At 37.0% G+C, this 22655-nt stretch carries 22 protein-coding genes and 1 pseudogene; 18 read left to right on the plus strand and 5 right to left on the minus strand.

All coding sequences use genetic code 11. The annotated features are described in order from the left end of the window. Nucleotides 1–69 precede the first annotated feature (69 nt). The 3 genes from ACMGGO_RS02210 (at nucleotide 70) to ACMGGO_RS02220 (ending at nucleotide 4834) form a co-directional block, all read left to right on the plus strand. Nucleotides 70–1965 (plus strand): PrkA family serine protein kinase, encoded by a 1896-nt coding sequence (locus ACMGGO_RS02210; protein ID WP_039884612.1) that lies wholly within the window; start codon nucleotides 70–72, stop codon nucleotides 1963–1965. 263 nt (nucleotides 1966–2228) lie between these two features. After that, entirely contained in the window at nucleotides 2229–3386 is a 1158-nt protein-coding gene (yhbH, locus tag ACMGGO_RS02215) for a sporulation protein YhbH (protein ID WP_048394843.1), read from the plus strand. Between the two features lie 44 nt (nucleotides 3387–3430). After that, the gene (locus tag ACMGGO_RS02220; protein WP_112116690.1) at nucleotides 3431–4834 is read left to right on the plus strand and encodes a SpoVR family protein; all 1404 of its coding nucleotides are present in this window, start codon (nucleotides 3431–3433) and stop codon (nucleotides 4832–4834) included. Nucleotides 4835–5036: 202 nt separating this feature from the next. Here the strand turns inward: ACMGGO_RS02220 and ACMGGO_RS02225 are convergent, their stop codons facing one another. After that, a complete protein-coding gene (locus tag ACMGGO_RS02225) occupies nucleotides 5037–5450 on the minus strand; it encodes a hypothetical protein (protein WP_048394838.1) in 414 nt (137 codons plus the stop codon). A 196-nt stretch (nucleotides 5451–5646) separates the two neighbouring features. Between ACMGGO_RS02225 and ACMGGO_RS02230 the strand changes: the two genes are divergently transcribed. Beyond that, nucleotides 5647–6522, plus strand: coding sequence for a radical SAM/SPASM domain-containing protein (locus ACMGGO_RS02230; protein WP_048394836.1), 876 nt, complete (start codon nucleotides 5647–5649; stop codon nucleotides 6520–6522). Nucleotides 6523–6563: 41 nt separating this feature from the next. Here the strand turns inward: ACMGGO_RS02230 and ACMGGO_RS02235 are convergent, their stop codons facing one another. Then, nucleotides 6564–6953, minus strand: a complete 390-nt coding sequence (locus ACMGGO_RS02235) for a helix-turn-helix domain-containing protein (protein WP_004225641.1) — start codon at nucleotides 6951–6953, stop codon at nucleotides 6564–6566. Between the two features lie 211 nt (nucleotides 6954–7164). On the opposite strand from ACMGGO_RS02235, the gene ACMGGO_RS02240 reads away from it, so the two are divergent. Further along, the gene (locus ACMGGO_RS02240; protein ID WP_369579663.1) at nucleotides 7165–7818 is read left to right on the plus strand and encodes a hypothetical protein; all 654 of its coding nucleotides are present in this window, start codon (nucleotides 7165–7167) and stop codon (nucleotides 7816–7818) included. A 44-nt stretch (nucleotides 7819–7862) separates the two neighbouring features. Here the strand turns inward: ACMGGO_RS02240 and ACMGGO_RS02245 are convergent, their stop codons facing one another. Beyond that, a complete protein-coding gene (locus tag ACMGGO_RS02245; protein ID WP_048394832.1) occupies nucleotides 7863–9536 on the minus strand; it encodes a ribonuclease J in 1674 nt (557 codons plus the stop codon). A gap of 196 nt (nucleotides 9537–9732) precedes the next feature. On the opposite strand from ACMGGO_RS02245, the pseudogene ACMGGO_RS02250 reads away from it, so the two are divergent. Beyond that, a pseudogene (locus tag ACMGGO_RS02250) lies at nucleotides 9733–10142 on the plus strand (DUF2935 domain-containing protein); the annotation flags it as partial. Nucleotides 10143–10181: 39 nt separating this feature from the next. On the opposite strand, the gene ACMGGO_RS02255 reads toward ACMGGO_RS02250, so the two are convergent. Beyond that, nucleotides 10182–10676, minus strand: a complete 495-nt coding sequence (locus tag ACMGGO_RS02255; RefSeq protein ID WP_274770277.1) for a L,D-transpeptidase family protein — start codon at nucleotides 10674–10676, stop codon at nucleotides 10182–10184. A 127-nt stretch (nucleotides 10677–10803) separates the two neighbouring features. Between ACMGGO_RS02255 and ACMGGO_RS02260 the strand changes: the two genes are divergently transcribed. From ACMGGO_RS02260 to ACMGGO_RS02285, 6 genes are all read left to right on the plus strand, one after another. Beyond that, nucleotides 10804–11037 carry a hypothetical protein gene (locus tag ACMGGO_RS02260; protein WP_048394826.1) on the plus strand — a complete coding sequence of 78 codons (234 nt, stop codon included), beginning with the start codon at nucleotides 10804–10806 and terminating at the stop codon, nucleotides 11035–11037. Between the two features lie 44 nt (nucleotides 11038–11081). Then, nucleotides 11082–11291: a hypothetical protein gene (locus ACMGGO_RS02265; protein WP_004225632.1), complete on the plus strand. Its 210-nt coding sequence runs from the start codon at nucleotides 11082–11084 to the stop codon at nucleotides 11289–11291. A 12-nt stretch (nucleotides 11292–11303) separates the two neighbouring features. Beyond that, nucleotides 11304–11501, plus strand: a complete 198-nt coding sequence (locus tag ACMGGO_RS02270) for a hypothetical protein (protein ID WP_048394825.1) — start codon at nucleotides 11304–11306, stop codon at nucleotides 11499–11501. A gap of 78 nt (nucleotides 11502–11579) precedes the next feature. Next, nucleotides 11580–11768, plus strand: coding sequence for a cysteine-rich CWC family protein (locus ACMGGO_RS02275; RefSeq protein WP_048394824.1), 189 nt, complete (start codon nucleotides 11580–11582; stop codon nucleotides 11766–11768). 102 nt (nucleotides 11769–11870) lie between these two features. Continuing rightward, the gene (locus ACMGGO_RS02280) at nucleotides 11871–12455 is read left to right on the plus strand and encodes a DUF305 domain-containing protein (RefSeq protein WP_004225628.1); all 585 of its coding nucleotides are present in this window, start codon (nucleotides 11871–11873) and stop codon (nucleotides 12453–12455) included. 281 nt (nucleotides 12456–12736) lie between these two features. Further along, nucleotides 12737–14488, plus strand: coding sequence for a methyl-accepting chemotaxis protein (locus ACMGGO_RS02285; protein ID WP_420281552.1), 1752 nt, complete (start codon nucleotides 12737–12739; stop codon nucleotides 14486–14488). Between the two features lie 40 nt (nucleotides 14489–14528). Here ACMGGO_RS02285 and ACMGGO_RS02290 read toward each other — a convergent pair whose 3' ends face one another. Beyond that, complete coding sequence (locus ACMGGO_RS02290) at nucleotides 14529–15122, minus strand: metallophosphoesterase family protein (protein ID WP_112116686.1); 594 nt, start codon at nucleotides 15120–15122, stop codon at nucleotides 14529–14531. Nucleotides 15123–15366: 244 nt separating this feature from the next. Between ACMGGO_RS02290 and ACMGGO_RS02295 the strand changes: the two genes are divergently transcribed. From ACMGGO_RS02295 to ACMGGO_RS02320, 6 genes are all read left to right on the plus strand, one after another. Beyond that, nucleotides 15367–16863 carry a class I adenylate-forming enzyme family protein gene (locus ACMGGO_RS02295; protein WP_257962115.1) on the plus strand — a complete coding sequence of 499 codons (1497 nt, stop codon included), beginning with the start codon at nucleotides 15367–15369 and terminating at the stop codon, nucleotides 16861–16863. Nucleotides 16864–16980: 117 nt separating this feature from the next. Continuing rightward, entirely contained in the window at nucleotides 16981–18063 is a 1083-nt protein-coding gene (locus tag ACMGGO_RS02300) for a C39 family peptidase (RefSeq protein WP_374806201.1), read from the plus strand. 55 nt (nucleotides 18064–18118) lie between these two features. Beyond that, entirely contained in the window at nucleotides 18119–19351 is a 1233-nt protein-coding gene (locus ACMGGO_RS02305; protein ID WP_054549004.1) for a hypothetical protein, read from the plus strand. Continuing rightward, on the plus strand, nucleotides 19348–20049 hold the full coding sequence (locus ACMGGO_RS02310) for an aspartate/glutamate racemase family protein (RefSeq protein WP_066038221.1): 702 nt from the start codon (nucleotides 19348–19350) through the stop codon (nucleotides 20047–20049). The genes ACMGGO_RS02305 and ACMGGO_RS02310 overlap by 4 nt, the downstream gene beginning before the upstream one ends. A gap of 215 nt (nucleotides 20050–20264) precedes the next feature. After that, on the plus strand, nucleotides 20265–21413 hold the full coding sequence (locus ACMGGO_RS02315) for a DEAD/DEAH box helicase (protein WP_004225614.1): 1149 nt from the start codon (nucleotides 20265–20267) through the stop codon (nucleotides 21411–21413). A gap of 1 nt (nucleotide 21414) precedes the next feature. Then, nucleotides 21415–22644 carry an aminopeptidase gene (locus tag ACMGGO_RS02320; RefSeq protein WP_004225611.1) on the plus strand — a complete coding sequence of 410 codons (1230 nt, stop codon included), beginning with the start codon at nucleotides 21415–21417 and terminating at the stop codon, nucleotides 22642–22644. Nucleotides 22645–22655 lie beyond the last annotated feature (11 nt).

The following is a 22655-nucleotide window of genomic DNA, read 5'->3' on the forward strand; positions in this document are numbered from 1 at the left end:
AGTAATGGTATCATCATGCCATTAACTTCATACTATGTTATAAATCAAGCCCTGAATGGAGGGAAGGCTATTAACATTTTAGATAAAGTGAAAAACTATCGCGAAGAAGAAAACAGGCTGAAGTGGGAAGGGACATTTGCAGATTATTTAAACATCATTAGGGAAAGACCTGAAGTTGCTCAAACAGCCCATTCACGCGTCTACAATATGATAAAAAGTTCTGGTGTAGAGGAACGCGATGGGCAAAAAATGTACAAATTTTTCGGACAAGAAATTTTTGGGCTTGAAACAGCAATTGAAAGACTGGTGGAGGAATATTTCCATCCAGCAGCACGCAGGTTAGATGTAAGAAAACGTATTTTATTATTAATGGGACCAGTTAGTGGTGGTAAATCAACTATCGTTACCTTACTAAAACGCGGATTAGAGCAATATTCGCGAACAGATGAAGGTGCAGTTTACGCAATTAAGGGATGTCCAATGCATGAAGATCCGCTCCATTTAATTCCACATCATTTGCGTAATGAGTTCTTTGAGGAATATGGGATTAGAATTGAAGGAAGTTTATCGCCTTTAAATACAATGCGTCTTGAAAAGGAATACGATGGACGCATTGAAAATGTAATGATTGAACGTATTACTTTTTCAGAAGATAAACGTGTGGGTATAGGGACATTTACACCATCAGACCCTAAATCACAGGATATTGCAGATTTAACAGGAAGTATTGATTTTTCTACAATTGGTGAATTTGGTTCAGAGTCAGATCCTCGTGCTTACCGCTTTGATGGGGAGCTGAATAAGGCCAATAGAGGAATGATGGAATTCCAGGAGATGCTAAAACTAGATGAAAAATTCTTATGGAATTTATTATCATTAACGCAGGAAGGAAATTTCAAAGCAGGAAGATTTGCTTTAATTAGTGCAGATGAGTTAATCGTTGCTCATACAAATGAAACAGAGTATCGTTCATTTATTTCGAACAAAAAGAATGAGGCATTACATTCTCGAATTATCGTTATGCCAATTCCCTACAACCTCAAAGTTAGTCAGGAAGAGCATATTTATGAAAAGATGATAAAAGAGAGCGATATGTCCCATGTCCATATTGCACCGCATGCTTTAAAGGCCGCAGCAATCTTTTCGGTTCTCACTCGTTTGGAAGTTCCGAAAAAACAAGGTGTGGATCTAATTAAAAAAATGCGCTTGTACGACGGAGAAAATGTGGAGGGATTTAATTCCGTTGACTTAGAGGAGCTGAAGAAAGAGTTCCCGAATGAAGGCATGAACGGTATTGATCCACGCTATATTATTAATCGTATTTCTTCTGCTATTATCCGCAAAGAGATACCATCGATAAATGCATTAGACGTTTTACGAGCATTGAAGGATGGGTTAGATCAGCATGCATCGATTTCTCAAGAGGATCGTGAAAAATACATGAATTACATTGCGGTTGCTCGTAGAGAATATGATGAGATTGCTAAAAATGAAGTACAAAAGGCTTTTGTGTACTCCTATGAGGAATCGGCAAAAACATTGATGAATAACTACCTTGATAATGTAGAGGCATTCTGTAATAAAAATAAAATTTATGATCCACTTACTGGGGAAGAAATGAATCCAGATGAAAAATTAATGCGCTCGATTGAGGAGCAAATTGGCATTTCAGAAAATGCTAAAAAGGCATTCCGTGAAGAGATTCTCATTCGAATTTCTGCCTATGCACGAAAAGGTAAACGTTTTGATTATAATTCTCATGAAAGATTGCGAGAGGCCATTCAGAAGAAATTATTTGCAGATTTAAAAGATATCGTTAAAATTACTACTTCTTCTAAAATGCCAGATGAATCTCAACTGAAGAAGATTAATGAGGTTGTGGCAAGGCTTGTTGATGAACATGGCTATAATACAACATCAGCAAATGAGTTGCTACAGTATGTAGGAAGTTTGCTCAATCGATAACTTGATGTTCATTGTTCCAATTAAGATAGGAGTGTCCCATTTTTAGGGCACTCCTTTTATTATCAGGAGGAGAGATTGATCAACAAAAAGCCCCAGAGGATGTCCGAGACTTTGAAGAGATACTTTAGAGCATGGTCGAAAAAAATCTGGACGTTTGAGGCGTGATTGATAAATATACAATTGATTTTATGAAAAAAGTTCAAAAATTTAGCTCACAAGCATAGTATAGAAAAAGCGAATTTGATAGATGGGTGAGGATAAAAATGACTGAACACGAAAATAAACGCTTTGTCATTTCTCAGGAAAATTGGTCCCTCCATCGTAAAGGGCACCAGGACCAACAACGCCATATGGAAAAAGTGAAAGATGCGATTAAAAATAATTTACCTGATTTAGTTAGCGAAGAAAGTATTGTGATGTCCAATGGTCGCGAGGTTATTAAGATACCAATTCGGTCACTTGATGAATATAAAATTCGATATAACTATGATAACTCTAAGCATGTAGGGCAGGGACAAGGGGATAGTAGTGTTGGAGATGTAGTAGCGCGGGATGGCAGTAAGGCCAATCAGGCTCCAGGTAAAGGAAAAGAAGCGGGTGACAAGCCTGGCCAAGATTATTATGAAGCGGAAGTCAGTATTGAGGAAATTCAAAATGTTTTATTTCATGAACTAGAGTTACCTAATTTACAGCAAAAAGAAAAGGCAGATATTAAAACAGAAAAAATAGAGTTTAATGATATTCGTAAAAAAGGACTCATGGGTAATGTCGATAAAAAGCGTACCATTTTAAATGCATTAAAGCGCAATGCGATGCATGGGAAAGCAGAAATAACGCCAATCCACAATGACGATTTACGTTTTAAAACATGGGATGAAGTGGAGAAGCCAGAATCCAAAGCAGTAGTGCTCGCCATGATGGATACAAGTGGCTCAATGGGCGCATTTGAAAAATATTGTGCGAGAAGCTTCTTCTTTTGGATGACGAAGTTTTTACGGTCAAAATATGAAACAGTAGAAATTGAATTTATTGCTCATCATACTGAGGCAAAGGTTGTCACAGAAGAGGAGTTTTTTACAAAGGGCGAAAGTGGTGGAACCATTTGTTCTTCAGCTTATAAAAAGGCATTGGAATTAATTCAGGATAAATATCATCCGTCTCGCTACAATATTTATCCTGTCCATTTTTCAGATGGTGAAAATATATCCATGGACAATGAAAAGTGCTTGAAGTTAGTAGGAGAGTTAATGGATGTATCCAGCATGTTTGGCTATGGTGAGGTGAATCAGCATAACCGTTTCTCAACGCTTATGTATACGTATAAAAAAATTGATGATCCTAAATTCAGATACCATATTTTGAGAAAAAAAGGCGATGTGTATGACGCCTTAAAGAGCTTTTTCAAGAAAAGTGAAGAGTAACATGGAAATATCCTCAGCACCACGTTCAAAGGAGGGGGCGTAAAATGGACACAAAAGAGCTTCATCGTGCAATAGATGAAATTACCGAAATTGCCTCAAGCTTTGGCTTAGATTTTTATCCAATGCGTTATGAAATTTGTCCAGCAGATATTATTTATACATTTGGCGCCTACGGTATGCCCACGCGCTTTTCCCATTGGAGCTTTGGAAAACAATTTCATAAAATGAAGCTTCAATATGATTTAGGACTTAGTCAGATTTATGAGCTTGTCATTAATTCAAATCCTTGCTATGCATTTTTACTCGATACCAATACTTTAACCCAAAATAAATTGATTATTGCCCATGTTCTAGCACACTGCGATTTCTTCAAAAATAATATACGTTTTTCTAATACAAGAAGAGATATGGTAGAAAGTATGACCGCAACTGCGGAGCGAATAGCTGGCTATGAGAGAGAGTATGGCAAGGATGAGGTGGAGCAGTTTTTAGATGCTGTTTTAGCTATTCAAGAACATATTGATCCATCAATTTTAAGACCGAAGCTATCCTGGAGTGAGGAGGATGAGCTTGAGGAGGAAAAACCACCAACAAAATCACCGTATGATGATTTATGGAGTATAGAAGAAAAAGAAAAAGTTTATAAACCAATTCGACGCAGATTAAAGCAATTTCCTCCTCAGCCAGAAAAGGACCTGTTGTTATTCTTAGAGGAACATAGCCGTGAATTGGAAGACTGGCAACGAGATATATTAACAATGATGCGAGAGGAAATGCTTTATTTTTGGCCTCAATTAGAGACTAAAATAATGAACGAGGGTTGGGCCTCATTCTGGCATCAACGAATCATGCGGGAGCTAAAGTTAACTACTGCTGAAACTATCGAATATGCCAAATTAAATGCGGGGGTTGTGCAGCCCTCCAAAACATCGATTAATCCATATTATCTTGGGATTAAAATTTTCGAGGATATTGAAAATCGCTATAATAATCCTACCGAGGAAATGAAACGGTTAGGTATTTTGCCAAATACGGGACGTGAAAAGATTTTTGAGGTAAGAGAGGTAGAATCAGATATTTCCTTTATTCGAAACTATTTAACAAAGGATTTAGCGAAGCGTGAAGATTTGTACTTGTTCCAAAAGAAAGGGAATGAATACCGTATAACGGATAAGGATCATGAGATGGTTCGCGATCAACTCGTATCCATGCGTGTAAACGGAGGCTTCCCATATATTGTTGTAAAAAATGGCGATTATTTGCGGAATGGCGAGCTATATTTAGTTCATGGCTATGAAGGGATGGAGTTAGATCCACACTATTTAGAAAATGTATTACCTTATATTTACCAGCTATGGGGACGTCCTGTTCATTTAGAAACCTATGTCGATAAAAAGCCGATGCTCTATTCATATGACGGCACAAAAAATTATAAACGCAATGTATAATAAAAAAACTTCTATCTGTTGAGGGTACCATCAAGCAGATAGAAGTTTTTTCATCGTGTCAAAAAACAAAACCATCAATAGTATTTTTTTTGAAAGGTCAACAATCGGTTGCAGGCTACTTGCTTTCCAGTGGCAGAGCACAGAGCCTCTTCGTGTAAAATGGCCTTTTTTTTGCTACTGACATGATCTTTTTGAAACCAATCTACTCATCTTCTTCAGTTAATACATCAGTTTCTTCATTACTTTCACTATGGTTAGAGGATGAATGAATATCACTTTCAATGACAAGACTATCCCGTACTTTAATGCCTTGTTGCCCACCAGCCTCGTCATTATTATTACCAGCAATACCACTTCTTCCATTACCGTCAGCAAATTGCGAATTGACGTTGCGTGTGTGACTACCGTTACTAGCATTTTGTCCACCTTGGTTGGCATTTGTGCCTACATCATGATTGATTTGGCCTCCGCCTTCTGCACGTTGCTCAAAGTGAAAATCTGTATTTCCTATATTGAATGTGAAGTTTATTGTTATATGATTTTTCCCTTGTTTGTTAGAGGATTCCTGCTCAGGTTCGTCAGGTCCATAAAATTTTTTAGAATTAAAACCAGACATCGTTTCTCCTCCCTTCCTTTCCTATTACTATTAAGATATTAGCGCTTCTTGAACCCACCTGTACGTGTAGCCATGTTACCTAGAGAAAAGGTAGGAGTGTCCAGAGGGAAGCTCAACGATTTTTGCTATCTATCCAATAAATTTGTTAAAATGAATGAGATTTGATTATTTATTGAATGGGAACGGAGAAGCAACATTGAGAACATTTAAAAAAGTTTATATAGAAATTACGAGTGTTTGTAATTTAGCATGCAGTTTTTGTCCACCTACAGCGCGTGCAAAGGGGCTTATAAAAGTCGAACAATTTAATAAAATATTAGATGAAATTCGTCCACATACAAAATATATTTATTTGCATGTGAAAGGAGAGCCATTACTACATCCAAGAATTGATCAGCTATTAGACGCTGCCCATGCAAAAGGATTCAAAGTCAATATTACAACGAATGGTACGCTAATCAAAAAAAATCGCGAGAAAATATTAGGAAAGCCAGCATTACGTCAAATTAATTTCTCGTTGCATAGCTTTGATGGGCATGAAGGCTCTGAAAATCGTGAAAAATATTTAGAGGATATATTGGATTTTGTGCGAGATTCTAGGGAATACAATACGATTATTTCCTATCGTTTATGGAATCTACAACAGGATCATGTTTCGGATGTTGCAGCTCGTCGCAACCGCGAGACTTTAGAAATATTAGAAAATGAGTATCATCTTGATTATCGTATAGAAGAAAAAGTAGAACCTGGTAAAGGGGTAAAAATTGCCCCTCATGTATATTTAAATCAGGATCATGAGTTTAGATGGCCAAGTCTCCTAGAGCCAGAGGATGAAGGTAAGGGTTTTTGCCATGCACTGCGTAGTCAAGCAGCTATATTGGTGGATGGTACCGTAGTACCTTGCTGTTTGGATGGGGAAGGTGTCATTAATTTAGGAAATGTACATGAAAAATCCTTTTCCGACATTGTTGAAGGGGAGCGTGCCAATAAGATTGTTGAAGGCTTCTCAAGAAGAGAAGCTGTGGAAGAATTATGTAGAAAATGCGGCTATCGTCAAAAGTTTGGTATGTAGCTACTAAAAGTTACTTTGAAATAAAAAAGCAGCTCCAATGGTCATTGACCGTTAGAGCTGTTTTTCTTTGATTGAGAATCAATCGTATCTAAAAAATCCTTCGTTATACGAACTACATATTTTACCTCGTCTAAATTTCGTTCTCTTAATAATGAGCGATGAATGTCTAGCATGAGGTTTTTCTCCTCAATATCAGTAACGCCAGATAATTTTTGAAAATTAAATAGCTCCTCAGGGGTAATGTCTAATGCCTTCATGATTGTTTCCAAAGTACTTAAGGTAATATTAGATTGTCCATGCTCAATATTGGAAACTCTTCCTTTACTGAAACCTAACTTCCCTGTTCTTTCAGCCACTTCTTCTTGGCTAAGTCCTTTAGATAATCGAATAATCCGAAGTTGTTCACCTACTAGCTTTAAAAAATCTGACATATGATTCACCTCTATGTTAAAAGCTAGTGAAAAACAATGGAAATGACTATACTATTATAGTGGTATAATGGAGAAAAAGTTACATTAAAATGGTACAATCTTTAGAGTAATACTTTTATCCAGACAAATGACCTAAATAAATAACTAGGTATGCGTTAATGAAGATTGTATTTAGGGTATTAATTGGGACAGAGGATTGGAGGGTTCATACATGGTGAAGCAGTTTTTTTTAGAAGAAATAGCAAAAGTCCAAATTGGTCATTTAATTGTGAACGATCAATGTTTTACTAGGGAAGGTACTCCTTTTATCACCAAAGCAACACTATTGAAATTATTGGTAGATGATGATGCTAGTCAAGTGCCAAAGATTGATCACACGGTTGATTCATTAAATTTGTCACTGGTACCTGCAAAAAGCATTCTTCTCAACAAATTAAACTTAAAGGAAACCATTATTTATCAATGTAAAAAAGCTGTGTGCATCGGTCATGGTATCATTGCCATTATTCCAAATGAATCCATTGTTGTTAGTGACTATTTATTTCACTTTTTTAAATGGTATCAAATAAATAAAGAGAGGCGTCATATCCTTCGTTTAATAATTGAATTACCTCCTCTTGATATACAACATAGAGCAGCACAACTATTAAACGCTATTCAACATTTATTAATGAATAAAGATTCTTTAGTCACAGCGGTAGAAAAACTTCCACAGTATTTCGATAATGTGTCAAAACAAGTAAATCAGCATTCAAAAAACTTACATCATAGCTTTGAACAGCTCCAATATTTATATGCTGATATGTTACATAAGGTTTATAATGGAGATTTCTTAAATGATTCCTTTCAAAGGTTGAGCAATTAACATAAGTCGGTGCAAATGGATTGGGCAATCCTTGCACCGACTTGTTAAATTTCAATAATAATTGGTAAAATCATGGGCTTTCTTTTTGTTTGGGTAAATAAATATTGTCCAACAGCTCTTTTAATTTCTCGGCGAAGGACATGTATTTGCTGTCTGCCCTCTTCTTGAAGCTCATTGACGATTTCTTTGGTAAGCACATTGACTTTAGTTAACAGTGCCTCGAAATCTTTAGCATAAACAAAACCACGTGAAATGGTATCGGGTTCTGAAATAAAAGCACCGTCTGCTTTATTGAGTGTCAATACAATAACAAGCATTCCGTCTTCTGAAAGTTGCTTGCGATCACGGAGGACAATACCTTCCACCTCACCAATGCCAATCCCATCTACATAGGTATCCCCAGCAGGAATTTTCCGTGTCTGCCTTGCCTTTGAATTTTCAATATCAACTACATCACCATTTTTCATAATAAATGTATGTCCCTTTTGAACGCCAATAGATTCTGCTAATAAACGATGTTGATGTAACATACGATACTCACCATGAATAGGGATGAAGAATTTAGGCTTCATAAACGTCAGCATAAGTTTCAAGTCCTCTTGATGACCATGTCCTGATACATGCATACCTGTATGACTGGAAGAACCATAAATAACCTTAGCACCAAGCTGAAACAAATTGTCTACAATGCGAGAAACGCCCTTTTCATTACCTGGGATTGGTGAAGCCGCAAGAATGACTGTATCGTCTGGTAAAACTTTAATTTCGCGATGATTACCATTTGCTATTCTTGCTAGTGCAGCTAGAGGCTCACCTTGGCTACCTGTGCAGAGGACCACGACCTCTTCTGGTGGGAGGTATTTTACCTCTCGTGCATCAATTAACAGATCTTCTGGTACAAATAAATAACCTCGTTCAATCGCGACATCAACGACATTGACCATGCTACGCCCTACTAAAGCTAGCTTCCTATTGGTGGCAATTGCAGCATGTACGATTTGTTGGATGCGATTAACATTTGAAGCAAAGGTTGAGATGATTACTTTTCGTTCAGCATGTAAAAAGGCTTCCTCGATATGATGCCCTACAAGTTGCTCAGAAGGGGTCAAACCTGGTCTTTCTGCATTTGTACTTTCTGAAATAAGGACAAGCACACCCTTTGAACCGATTTCAGCCATTTTATGAATATCAGCAAACTGATTGTTAACGGGCGTTAGATCAAATTTAAAGTCTCCCGTATGGACAACATTTCCTTCAGGGGTAGCTAAAACGATTCCTAAACAATCGGGTATACTATGATTGGTTCTAAAGAAACTAATATCGATTTGTCCTAAATGTAGTGCTGAATCAGCATGAATTTCAATTAAATCCGTTTCTCTTAAAAGTTTATGTTCCTTAAGCTTTAACTCAATAAGTCCGAGGGTGAATCGGGTAGCATACACAGGGACGTTTAATTTTTTTAATAAATAGGGAATTCCACCAATATGATCCTCATGTCCATGTGTGACAATTAATGCCTTAATTTTCTCCTTATTATCAAGTAAAAACGTAATATCAGGAATGATTAAATCAATTCCGAGCAGGGTTTCATCCGGAAATTTTGCTCCACAATCAATAATAATTATGTCATCTGCATATTGTACTACATACATATTTTTACCAATTTCATTTATCCCACCTAGGGCGAATATGGATAATAGCTGTTTACTTGTTGACAACGTATTCCCTCCTATAGTTTTAAATAAAGCCATCTAAATGCTTTTGCCATAGGTAGTATAGCTTTTAGCATTTCATCCTATACGAAATTTCCTATTCGACTAATTGTATAATGCAAAGAATAGAATGGAGTGATAACAAGAATATTTCTCTAAAATCAAATTAAAAGGAGGTAAAGCTTTGTCTAATTTTGTGCAACATGCTATTTTTGAGCATAGATTTTGGCTAGAAATCATGCAAAATCATGCTCAATTTATTCATGACGCCCTCTATCCCTCAGAAAAGGATGATATTCAAAGAGCCCATAGAAGCGTTTGAAGCAAAAGAGTCATGAGTTTGCTCAACACTTTGAACAATTTTACTTAAAGGCCGTAGAATTAACAGGCTATTTACGTACGAATATGGATTCCTTTCCTGCTTTAAAACGCTTTAATAAAGATGTTGAGCTTGAAATGGCATTATTTAAAACATTCTTAAGAGAATTAGAAGAAATGGAGCTAAGTGCAGAGGTGCTAGGTACATTTACAGCTCCGATGGCGGATCATATGTGGCGTGAAGAGCAATACTATTTAACAAAGCTTGCACAGGCTAGAGAACAAGATCATTAAAACAAAAGGCTATCTAAGCTGACTAGATAGCCTTTTTGGTTAGGGATGAATCACTACCTCTGTACCTATTGGCACAATACTGGCTAGCTCTTCAACATCTCGATTTTGCATGCGGATACACCCATGTGAAACAGCATGCCCAATAGAGCTAGGATCATTTGTGCCATGAATTCCGTAGTGTTCTTTAGAAAGACTCATCCACATCGTACCAAAAGGACCGCCAGGGTTTGGCGCTTTATTGATGATAATAAAACTACCTACTGGTGTTTCGTGAAGCATGCGTCCAACTGCAATTGGGTATTGTTTTTGAAGGATATTGTTTTTATATAAACGGAGCCAGCGATTATTGGTGGATATCTCGATATGGTAAGGAATTGCTTCGGGGTCGGGCAAGCCGGGGATGATAATTTGTTGACCATTGAAAAGATGGTCAGGCTGAATTCCTAGATTAGCAGCGAGAATAGATGACAAAGGTATACGGTAATCTTGAGAAATTTGAACAAGGGTTTCACCAGCTTTGACTGTATGAATCAATTTTTAGTCCCTCCAATGCAAAGGTTTATTGCTCTACTATATGCTTCAGAATGTTTTATAGGAATGCAAGGTTTTTCAGTTTCTGGACAGAATAAGCGGTGACATTGCAGGATTAAGGGGCATAAAGATGAAGGAATTTAAAATTACGTATTTTTTTGATGAGGTACATTATGTACGAAGATTCATTTTTATTGAATCGCAACAAGAGGCAGAAAAATTAGTGAAAAATGAACGTGATCAATATATCTCCTTTACGGATAGTAGGGGGATATACCATGAACTGCACACAAAACATGTACGAGTTATTCAAATAGCTGAGTATCATCGAATTGATAAAAGTACGAAAGAGAAAGACACATAATCTGTTCAGCATTACACACATTATAGGAAAAGGAGTGTGACAGAATGGACATCGAAAAAATACCACATGAAAAGAAAATGTTCATGAATTTAAATAGTAAGGACAAGCCTGACATGGTTGAATCAGATACGATTAGTCTTTTCGATCTGCATGAGGATATGCAAACTGTAGATGCCATTCCGATAGAGGAACTCAATAAGCGTGTAAAAAGAGAAGGCGACGAATTAATTGAAATGCAGCCAGATGAATTATAGGAGGTAAAAATGATGAATCGTGAAAAAGACATCCAGTTTACATCTGCAGGCACAAATATTAACGAAGTGAAGCAAAAAAATGCAGAGGCAGGATTATCCTATAATGAAGTGAAGGCCCTGTTAGCAAAAAGTGGCGGACGTGGAACATCTATTTATAGTGACACTGACATTGAAGAAGTAAAACAAGATATACACAAGCATCAACATTAAAGTTTTGGGAGGAGCAAGGTATTGAGCGCTCTTCCCTTTTTATTTTACAATGATGAAAAATAAAGGAGTTGTAAAAGCATGTCAACTGGAGAAATAAAATGTCCATTATGCGGAGGCGAAAACCATTGTGGCGTGGCAAAAGGTGAAAAAGAGTGCTGGTGTATGACAGTTAGCATTCCAGAAACCCTGTTAACTACAGTGCAAAGAGAGCCAAATCTATGCATTTGTTCAACATGCATAGCTACATATAAGAAAGAGCAAGTATAGTTTTTTACGATGATAAAGGTTGGTAAAAATTGAGCAATTGGTACAATTGTCTATCGCACAACAACCTAGCAGGCATACATTACTCTGAAAGGAGTGTGTCTAATGGCTAAACCAATTGAACTCAGTAATGTGACAAAGGCATATTTAGAGGAATATCAGCGAATCCTCAAAAAAATGATGCAGGGTATGACCTATGTAACCATTACTTGTAGTATCTCAGAAAATTTTATTAAGCAAATCATCCCTCATCAAGTTGCAGCAATACAAATGTCTGAAAATGTTTTACGTTATACAACGAATATACCTGTGCAAAATCTCGCCTTAGAAATCATTCGCACACATACAGAAATGGTTGAGAGTCTTGAAGCGATACAAAATCGATGTTGTGTCGTACAAAATTCAGAGTATGAATTATACGAGTATATGTGTGCTTACAAAGAAATTACAGAAGCTATGTTCAATGCAATGTGTGCTCCACCAGTCTCTAATAGCATTAATATCAATTATCTTCGGGAAATGATTGTCCATCATCAGGGTGGTATACGACTGGCACAAAATGTGCTTAGATTCTGCATCTGTCAAGAGTTAATTCCAATCCTACGTTGCATGATTCAAACGCTGTGTGAGCAACTAGAAGCCATGGAAAAGCTACTGGATAGTTTACAAAATTGCGATTGCGAGTGCTAGCACTAACGAGAAGTTTATATGGGAAGAAGGCGCTAAATCAATCAGGATTTTAGCGCTTTTTCTGCGTAAAGACAGTGTTTAACTAAGAAAATAAGAAATTGTCAATAAAGTGGACGAAAAAATAATAAAGTGTAAAGAATTAAATGAGAATCTATTTTTGTCATTCTATTGTTGGTAAAATATATATGTTTTATTAGTTGAAGGTAATGAAGAGAAAACTATAATTGGCTTTAAAATATTGGTAATTTTATTTTACTTGAATACAACTAGGAGTGGGAGCTATGTTCAAAAGGAAGAAGATTAATCAAAGTTATGATTATTTTTCGGCTACGAAAAATTCAGACATCGAAACAAATGAACGCTTTAAAGAAAAATTGGATTTCCTTGCTTTATCTAGAATTAGAAGAGAATCTGTTGGGTTTTTACGTAAAATTTACGAGAATAATCGACAGCATATACTCGATAATTTTTATGCTCGTCTACTGGAAATCCCAGAGTTTAATCAGGTCATCAATACACATTCCACAGTAGAGCGCTTAAAAGGATTGTTTGATACCCATTTCATTAGCTTATTTGATGATGAATTAGATTTAGATTATGTCTTTAAGCGTCGTAAAATTGCATATGTTCATGCAAGAATTGGTGTACTACCGAATTGGATGATTTCTGCCTATACACTGATTAATCAATTAATCATTCCACTTATTGTCAAAGAACTATCTCGTGATGAAGAAAAAATGCTGGATGTTTTATTGTCTTACGATAGCTTAGTAACAATTGATCAACAAATTATTTTGGAGACCTATATTGAAATTCAAGCAGGATCTGTAGTAAATGGATTAGGTGAAATAATTACTTATAATACACAGCTAGATACCATTAAGGAACTAATTGAATTTCAGGAGATTCAGCAACAGGAGATTGTTGCTGCAGATCAATTAATGCATGAGTTAGACGAAAGTATTGAAGAAATTGCCGCATCAGTGGGTGATATTTCAGATCAAACAAAGCATGCCTTTAAAAAATTAAATCAGGATTTGGAATCATTACAACAAGTATCATCTATTTTACAGACAACCGATGAAGGCCATAAATCAATGCAGGAAGATATTAGGCGTTTAGTTGAGCGTGTAAATAGTGTAGCGAAATTAATGGAATTAATAAAAAAAATAGCAGATCAAACAAATTTGTTGGCTTTAAATGCATCAATAGAGGCCGCTCGTGCTGGAGAAGCAGGAAAAGGTTTTGCGGTTGTTGCAGAGGAAGTTCGGAAACTTGCTGATGATACAAGTACATCTGTCAAATCTATACATACAGATATACAGGAGCTACTTCATATTACCCATAATATTAGTTCATTGACGACTCAATTTTCCCAAGATTTACATCAAGGTGTTACAGATACCTTATATATATCACAGACGCTAGCTGAGCTAAATAAAAACTTACAGCAGCAGGGGGCGCGCTTTGAGGAAATAGCTACAACGACAAAGGTTCAGGCACAATCTGCTACTACTATTTCTGAACGTAACCATACAATTACAGAGAGCATGCAAAAAAGTAAGGTAATCGTTTTTGATATGGGCTCTGCCATTTATAAGTTAAGTAAAATGATTGATGGATACCGATCCACAACAATTTCTAAAAACTTTATTATTAGCCAAGAGGATATTATTGAATTAGCTATTACCGATCACCTATTGTGGAGATGGAAAATCTACAATTTGCTACTAGGCTTTGAAACGATGACGGAGCAGGATGTAGGGTCTCCAAAAGAATCACGCCTTGGCGAATGGTACTACGGCACAGGAAAGAAACTGTTAGGTGATGAGCGTGTCTACGCAGAGTTAGAACAACCATTTATTCACGTGCATGATATAGCAAAAAAAGCAGTGCGTGAGTACAATGTAGGGAATAAAACGGGCGCTGAAAAATACCTGAAAGAAATTACGGATGAATCGTATGTTGTAATTGAAAAATTAAAAGAGTTAAAGGAAATTTTATTGAGTGAGAAAAAGCAATATATTCATTAAAAAATGGAAAGCAAGCTAGTCTACATACTAGCTTGCTCTTTTATAGATTAATAGGTGGAACACACATAAATGTCACTGTACGCTTTTGGCTATCATAAAGACACCATTCACGGTGATTGATAACTGAGCCTACATTCACACCATATTGTTTGTCTTGTAACGCAATTGGTTGCCCGTAGCGAATACGAATCGGCAGCTTTTTTTGTTGATGATAAAGACCTGATTCGTGACTATGCCCGAAGAAAAATAATGGTTTTTGAAAGGGTGGGAAAGTCGGTTGCCAGCTTACATTCCACCTAAATTGATGTCCGTGCATAAGCGTGGCTCCATCAATCTCTATTGTCTCTGGTAAAGCTTTAAAACGTTCAATGCCAGTGACCTGAGTAATACGTTCTTCTTGATTGCCTCGAATAGAGGGGAAGGTTAGCAGTTTTTCAAATTCACTTTCTACTATGGCCGCCTTTTGCAAAGGTAAGCCAGATATGGTTTGTGCCTTTTTCTTACTTACAGTGCATTCATATAAATCCCCTAACCCAATGATTGTTGCTTCCTCTGCTGTTTGTTGAATATGAGCTAGAACAGCTTTAGTGTCTTCTATATTAGAATGTAAATCTCCTAAAAGTGCATAAAGCATTTAAACCCGGCCTTTCCTAATAATAATCGTACAAGTATCATACACCTAATAGAAATTACTAGAAAAGTAAAATGTCTAAGAATATTTCGTTACTTCAGCTACATATTTTGAATGTGTGGAAAAATTGCCAAGAAATACATTGCTTGATAAAATATAATCGTAATTTTCAGAATTTTAAGAAGTTTAATAGTTTCCCATTCTTGTTTATTCAATAATAATAAAATGAAAGTATGGAGGGCTTATAATGACGAAGTTTATGACAGATATTCTTGAAGACTATGCAAGGCAACAACCAAATGCAATTGCAACATTGTATGATGGAAAGGCAATAAGCTATCATGATTTTTACCAACGTGTAGAAAGATTTGCGACTTACTTGCAGGAACAAGATTTTAAAAAGGATGATGTGATTGCCCTATATACGCTCAATTCAGATTTATTTTTAATCGCATATTTAGGTGTCCAATTAGCTGGATTTATTGTGATGCCAATTAACACTAAATTAGCTGCTCCTGAGGTTGATTTTATTTTTAATCATTCTCAAGCAAGGGGCTTAATTTTTGATGAAAGATTAACAGAGGTATTAGAGGACGTTTCTTATTCATTCCAACATACAATCGGATTTCAAGAAATGAAAAACATAATTGAATATGATAATCGTGCTAGAAAAATTGTGCAATTAGAGGCTGACGATACGGCAGTGGTCATGTATACGTCGGGAACAACAGGTAAACCCAAAGGCGTCATGCTAACGCATCAGAATATCGTGGCTACAGCAGATATTTGGTCGTCTTCTATGAATATGTCTAGCAGGGACAAAATGTTTATTTGTACGCCTTTGTTTCATTGTGCAGGTCTTCATGTATTTGCTATGCCTATGTTTTATAGAGGGGGAACAGTGGTCATTGAAGAAGCATTTTCACCAACTAAAACGTTAGCTCAAATTGTAGCTACTGAGGCGACAATTTTCTTTGGTGTTCCATCTATGTATACCATTATATTAAATACTCCTGGATTCAAGGAACATAGCTTTAATCATTTACGTTTACTATGTTACGGTGCTGCCCCGATGCCTTATGAGCTTGTAAAGCAAGTGAAAGAAGCATTTCCAAATGTAAAGGTTCAAAATCTTTATGGTCAAACTGAAAATTCACCTGCAGCTACCTCTTTATTAGATACGGATGCATTGACGAAAATTGGCTCAGTTGGAAAACCATTAGCACAGACAGAGGTTTGTGTAGTTGATAGTGAAGGAAAGACCGTACCAGCTGGAGAGGTGGGCGAAATATGCGTAAGAGGACCACAAGTAATGAAGGGCTATTTACGCAATCCAGAGGAAACAGCAAGAGCGATTAGGGATGGCTGGTTGTACTCAGGCGATTTAGGACGCTTTGATGAGGAAGGCTATTTATATATTGTAGATCGAAAAAAAGATATGATTATTCGTGGTGGAGAAAATATTTACCCAATCGAAATAGAAGAAGTTCTATATCAAATGCCGGAAATTTTAGAAGCAGCAGTGGTTGGATTGCCACATGAAGTATATGGAGAAGTACCAAAAGCATTTGTTGTGTTAAAGGAAGGGAAGTCTCTTGATGAAAATTCGATACTATCCTATTGTCAAACACGACTTGCCAAATACAAAGTACCTTATGAAATTGAATTTTTAATAGAATTGCCACGAAATGCCTCTGGGAAGGTACTAAAGCATACATTACGGCCGAAAGTGACAACAATTTAAGACAGTTCAATTATCCTTTGGCATAATTGCTATCCAGATTTTTGGGGTTCACTGTCTTGTGTAACTCGCTATTAGTACAAAAAATAGTTACTAAATGAAGATAAAATAGGAACGGCTATGAAAGTATCGTATAATAGAGTCTACGACAAATTGAATAATGAGAATGGCGAAGAGGCTGCTCTTCGCCTTAGAATAGGAGCGGAATTTGTCTTGTGGACGGGGTATAAACGCCTTTTACTTATTGGCATTTTGATTATTATGTTACTTTCAGGCTGTCAGCCATTTTCTTGGCAAGATGCAGAACAAAAAAATCAATTAACGGTTTTAACAGTAGAATTTAATAGCGGGGCACCTATTCCAAATCTCTTCCTTACGGTTACAGATGTACAAACAGGTGAAGTAGTGGAAGAAGCGATTGGTTCAGAAGAGGGAGAAGCTATATTTTCGAAGCTAAAGGCAGGGAGAGAATATGCAATTGCGGCAACGACACTTGAAAATAGTACGACAAATAATGGGTATACAACAATCGAGAATTTCACTTACGATACAACAAAGCCCTATTATCGATTGCAAACACACTTTTTAAGAGACGATCAGGAGTTAGATGTCCCTGTTGTCATGCAAAACCCCGAGCTGCCACATGGCTGTGAAATTACTTCACTTACAGCCGTATTAAATTATTTTGGAATGAATGTGTCAAAACTCGAAATGACTGACAAGTATTTACCAAAGCAAGAAATACGAACAGTAGGCAATCAACGTTTTGGACCAAATCCCAATGAAGCTTTTGCAGGTAATCCTCGTGATAAAGCTCGTGGTATGTATGTTTTTGCTGCTCCAATTGTCAAAGCGGCTGAGGCAGTTATTACAGATAAACAAGCTGACTTACATGTCAAAAATATGAGTAACGCCTCACAGGATGACATTTTACAGCTTGTGCGTGAAGGTATTCCTGTCGTGACATGGGTAACGCTAGATTTATCAAAGCCTAAACGAAAAGCAGAAAGAGGCTGGATTTATACAGGGGAAACGACTCGACATGATGCTTTTATGAACTTACATGCAGTCGTCTTAACGGGACATTTAGGTGATAAGGTAGTCGTAATGGATCCTTTAAAAGGGTATGTTACTTACAATGTCGATCAATTTTTCAAAAGTTATCAGGAATTAGGCAAACAAGCTGTAGCTGTTCATAAATAAGCTATAAATCATTAGTATGTTACACTAATAAAAAAGTAAAAGTGAGTTGAGTAGAATGGCCATTGAGCACGTTTTTTTACCTGTTTTACTTGGAGATGAAATGAATGCTTATGGCATGGCCCGAGCATTTTACGAAGCCTATGGTGTGAAGCCACTTGCACTAAACCATACGAACATGGAAAAAATTCAACAAAGTGATTTATGGACTTTTCGCGAGATACCGCGACTTCATATCGAAGAAAGATTTGTGACCGCCCTAAAAGCCATAGCGGAGGAGTTCCGAGACAAAAAATTACTGCTATTAGCCTGTGATGAATTTTATGTCAAAAGAATCGTAGAACACAAAGAAGAGTTAGCAGAGGATTTTCTAGTTCCCTATGTAGACGCCACACTTGCGCATCAACTTTTAACTCGTGAAAGCATGTATGAGCTATGTGCACAATTTGGTTTTCAATACCCTGCTACACATGTATGCACGGTGAATGATTATGAAGACTACAACATGCCATTTGATTATCCAGTTGTCATTAAGCCCATGAATATGACAAAATATGCTACTTGTATTTTTCCTGGTAAGAAAAAAGTATATATTGCATATGATAAGGACGAAAAGGACAGTATATTACGTGCTATCTATAAAGAATCAGCTTATCGTGATGATCTGATGATTCAACAATATATACCAGGTGAAGACGCTAACATGCGTGTTGTTAATGCATATATAGGACAAGATGGGAAGGCAAAACTTCTTGCCGTAGGAAACCCTATTTTAGAAGAACATTCTCCAGAAGGGATAGGACGTTATGTAGCGATTATGACAACCTATCATCAGGAATTAATGGATAATGTTAAGCTATTCCTTGAAGCGATACAATTCCAAGGCTTTGCCACATTTGATATGAAATATGATGATCGTGATGGTCAATATAAATTGTTGAGTATTGAATTACATAATGAACTTTCCAATTATTATGTGACGGCCAGTGGCTTTAATTTAATGCAGTATGTAGCGAACGATTATGTTCGAGGAAGTAAACAACAACTAACATATGTGAGGAACAAGCATCTTTGGACAATTGTACCGAATGGTGTGCTTTTCAAATATGTTCAAAATGAACAACTAGTAATGGAGGCGAAAAGTTTAATTCGTCAAGGTATGGCTACAGATTCTATTTTTAATTATAAGGATATGAATGCAAAACGTTGGTTGAATGTCACGCTTGATAATTTAAGCTTTTATCGTAGCTATAAGAAATATTTTAATAACAAAGGTCTGTCTAACACATGAAAAAACAAACTTTAGGTATAATTGGTGGCGTTGGTCCACTTGCAACAATGTTTATAGGAGAAATGATTGTAAGACGTACGAAAGCACAAAAAGATCAGGATCATTTACATACCATTATTGATAATGATACAAATATTCCTGACCGTACGGCCTTTATTTTAGATAATACAAAGGATAATCCAGTTCCAGTCATTATTGAGGATGCAAAAAAATTAGCTTCGGTAGGAGCAGACATAATAGCGATCCCATGTAATACGGCGCATACGTTTTATCAAGAAATTGAAGAGGGTTCTCCTATACCTGTCTTGCATATGATTCGCGAAACAGCGAAGCGTGCTGCTGATTTAGGAGCAAAGCGAGTAGGTATTTTAGCAACAACAGGCACGTTAACATCACGGATGTATCAGGAAGCACTTGAGGAGTTTGGTATTACACCAGTTGTTCCAGATAATGAAATGAGATCCTATGTGATGTCGATCATTTATGATTATGTCAAGGCTGGGAAGGATGTTACGCTAGAAGATTGGCAACCGATAGAAGAGGCGATGCTAGCACTAAATTGTGATCGAATTGTATTAGGTTGTACAGAGCTATCTGTTGTAAACAGAGATTTAAAGCTAAGTGACATTTATATTGATTCATTAATCGTTTTAGCTGAATGTGCCATTTTAGCTTGTGGTTATGAATTAGTCGATTAGTTGAATTGAAAAGAATCTGCTTGCTTTTCACGGGTAAGCTACAATTCTTGAAAGAGTTGTGGACAGGCTTACTTTCCGTGTTGAGTGAAGCAGATTTTTTATGAAAGGAAGCAATGTTCTCTTGAAACGATTAGACAATTGCTTACGTACATATAAAGTAGGAACCTACGGAGTGTGTTAAACTAGTGTCAAGTAGATAGAAGGTGGGAAATAACATGTCAGTCATAAATTTATTAAAAGAAGAACTACAAGCAAAATGGAACTTTGAAACACCCATGAAAATTCAAGATGAAATGATACCAGCTATGCTTGAAGGCAAAGATATTGTGGCGGAATCACCAACAGGATCAGGTAAAACGTTAGCATATGTCTTACCATTATTAAATAAAGTGAATGGGGCAAAAAAGCAAACACAAGGACTGATTGTAGCTCCCTCGCAAGAGCTCGCTATGCAAATCGTAGAAGTTATTCGTGAGTGGACAGCTGGAACAGACATCACTGTTCAACAGCTGATTGGTGGTGCCAATTCTGCTCGTCAAATTGAAAAGTTGAAGAAAAAGCCAACGATTGTTGTTGGCACACCTGGGCGTTTAAACGAATTAGCACGAGCAGGAAAATTAAAACTCAAAGAAGTCGAAACAGTTATTTTAGATGAATGTGATCAATTACTAAGTCGTGAATACCGTGTTGTAATCAAATCCTTTATCGAAGGTTCTGCCTATGGCCGACAAGTTGTTGTTGTGTCGGCTACGATTACAGAGGAAATTGAATTAGTGGCAAGTCGTATGATGTTTGAGCCACTGCGTTTTAAAATAAAGCCTGAGGACATGTTAAAGGTCGGTAAAGTTGTCCATTCTTTTGTGAAGGTAGAAGAACGTGATAAAACGGATTTCCTGCGCCGGCTTTCCCATACAGAGGGTTTAAGAGCGTTGGCTTTTGTTAATAATATCGATCAATTATTAATGAAGGAAACAAAACTACAATACCGTTCAGCACCGATTGTCACGCTCCATTCTGATATGAAGAAAGAAGAACGTAAAAAAGCGTTAGATGCATTCCGTAAAGGAGATGCACGTATTTTAATTGCAACAGATATTGCAGCTCGTGGTTTAGATATTGCAGGTTTAACACATGTTATTCATGTTGATGTCCCACGAACAATTGAACAGTATTTGCATCGTTCTGGTCGTACTGGGCGTGCTGGAGCTGATGGTGAAGTATTAACCTTATTATCTTATCGTGATGAAAAAACCTATAAAAAATGGACAAGGGAAATTCCGGGCAAGCCTGTGCAAAAAATATGGCATGATGGCGAGCTGATTGAAGGTAATTCTAAAACAATTGGACAGAAGCGAGGGAAATAGTATGACATTTGAAGAGAAATTACAGGCATATGCAGAGCTTGCAGTAAAAGTGGGGGTGAATATCCAACCAGGCCAGTACTTATTAGTCAATACATCTGTGGATGCTTTAGATTTTGCCCGTTTAGTTGTAAAAGAGGCTTACAAGGCTGGGGCAGGCCGTGTTCATGTAAACTTTTCCGATGATGAATTGGATCGTGCTTATTTTGAGCATGCATCCGATGAGGAATTTAATCGCTTCCCTGAATGGGTTGTGAAAATGCGTGATGAACTGATTGAACGTAAAGGAGCTCTATTATGGATTGATGCAGCAGATCCTGATAAGCTAACAGGAATTCCAGCAGACAGACTAGCAACACATCAAAAAGTATCAGGGGCAGCATTGAAAAACTATCGCAATGCAGTCATGAAGGATTTAATTGCTTGGTCCATCGTAGCAGTTCCTTCAGCTAAATGGGCAGCAAAGGTTTTCCCTCAATTAACAGAGGAGCAGCAAGTACCTGCATTATGGGAAGCTATCTTTAAAACGGTTCATATTGGAGAAGGCAATGCCGTTGATAATTGGCGTCAGCATGTAGCTAATTTAGAATCTCGTGCACAGCTTTTAAATAATAAAAAGTATGCAAAGCTTCACTATACAGCACCTGGTACAGATTTAACAATCGCTTTAGCACCACAACATAAATGGCTAACTGGTGGTAGTAAAACACCAGAAGATAATGTCTTTGTGGCCAATATGCCAACAGAAGAAGTTTATACACTGCCAATGAAACAAGGTGTAAACGGTTATGTTAGTAATACGAAGCCATTAGTCTATCAGGGCAATATCATCGATGGCTTTAAATTAACATTTGAAGAGGGCAAAATTATTAAGGCAGAGGCAGAAGTAGGACATGATTTATTGCAAGAGCTTATTCAAGTGGATGAAGGCTCAAGCTACTTAGGTGAAGTAGCACTTGTCCCTCACGAGTCACCAATTTCAGCGTCGGAAATTTTATATTTTAATACGCTGTTTGATGAAAATGCTTCAAACCATTTAGCTATTGGTGAGGCATATCCGACTTGCTTAGAGGGTGGTAGAGACCTAGAAAACGGTCAACTTGAAGCATTGGGTGCCAATATTTCTGTGACACACGAAGACTTCATGATTGGCAGTGGTGAAATGGACATCGATGGTATTTTACCAGATGGTACGGTTGAGCCAATTTTCCGCAAGGGTAGCTGGGCATTTTAAATTTTTAGTCA

Origin of the sequence: Lysinibacillus sp. BNK-21 (genome assembly GCF_048684915.1) — a bacterium.
Taxonomy (GTDB): Bacteria; Bacillota; Bacilli; order Bacillales_A; family Planococcaceae; genus Lysinibacillus; species Lysinibacillus capsici.

What these genes read in the sequence shown, in the direction of transcription:
- yhbH (WP_048394843.1), top strand. Translation starts at nt 2,229, where the DNA reads ATGACTGAACACGAAAATAAACGCTTTGTCATTTCTCAGGAAAATTGG.
- ACMGGO_RS02220 (WP_112116690.1), top strand. Translation starts at nt 3,431, where the DNA reads ATGGACACAAAAGAGCTTCATCGTGCAATAGATGAAATTACCGAAATT.
- ACMGGO_RS02225 (WP_048394838.1), bottom strand. Translation starts at nt 5,450, where the DNA reads ATGTCTGGTTTTAATTCTAAAAAATTTTATGGACCTGACGAACCTGAG.
- ACMGGO_RS02235 (WP_004225641.1), bottom strand. Translation starts at nt 6,953, where the DNA reads ATGTCAGATTTTTTAAAGCTAGTAGGTGAACAACTTCGGATTATTCGA.
- ACMGGO_RS02240 (WP_369579663.1), top strand. Translation starts at nt 7,165, where the DNA reads ATGGTGAAGCAGTTTTTTTTAGAAGAAATAGCAAAAGTCCAAATTGGT.
- ACMGGO_RS02260 (WP_048394826.1), top strand. Translation starts at nt 10,804, where the DNA reads ATGAAGGAATTTAAAATTACGTATTTTTTTGATGAGGTACATTATGTA.
- ACMGGO_RS02265 (WP_004225632.1), top strand. Translation starts at nt 11,082, where the DNA reads ATGGACATCGAAAAAATACCACATGAAAAGAAAATGTTCATGAATTTA.
- ACMGGO_RS02270 (WP_048394825.1), top strand. Translation starts at nt 11,304, where the DNA reads ATGAATCGTGAAAAAGACATCCAGTTTACATCTGCAGGCACAAATATT.
- ACMGGO_RS02275 (WP_048394824.1), top strand. Translation starts at nt 11,580, where the DNA reads ATGTCAACTGGAGAAATAAAATGTCCATTATGCGGAGGCGAAAACCAT.
- ACMGGO_RS02280 (WP_004225628.1), top strand. Translation starts at nt 11,871, where the DNA reads ATGGCTAAACCAATTGAACTCAGTAATGTGACAAAGGCATATTTAGAG.
- ACMGGO_RS02285 (WP_420281552.1), top strand. Translation starts at nt 12,737, where the DNA reads ATGTTCAAAAGGAAGAAGATTAATCAAAGTTATGATTATTTTTCGGCT.
- ACMGGO_RS02290 (WP_112116686.1), bottom strand. Translation starts at nt 15,122, where the DNA reads ATGCTTTATGCACTTTTAGGAGATTTACATTCTAATATAGAAGACACT.
- ACMGGO_RS02295 (WP_257962115.1), top strand. Translation starts at nt 15,367, where the DNA reads ATGACGAAGTTTATGACAGATATTCTTGAAGACTATGCAAGGCAACAA.
- ACMGGO_RS02300 (WP_374806201.1), top strand. Translation starts at nt 16,981, where the DNA reads ATGAAAGTATCGTATAATAGAGTCTACGACAAATTGAATAATGAGAAT.
- ACMGGO_RS02305 (WP_054549004.1), top strand. Translation starts at nt 18,119, where the DNA reads ATGGCCATTGAGCACGTTTTTTTACCTGTTTTACTTGGAGATGAAATG.
- ACMGGO_RS02310 (WP_066038221.1), top strand. Translation starts at nt 19,348, where the DNA reads ATGAAAAAACAAACTTTAGGTATAATTGGTGGCGTTGGTCCACTTGCA.
- ACMGGO_RS02315 (WP_004225614.1), top strand. Translation starts at nt 20,265, where the DNA reads ATGTCAGTCATAAATTTATTAAAAGAAGAACTACAAGCAAAATGGAAC.
- ACMGGO_RS02320 (WP_004225611.1), top strand. Translation starts at nt 21,415, where the DNA reads ATGACATTTGAAGAGAAATTACAGGCATATGCAGAGCTTGCAGTAAAA.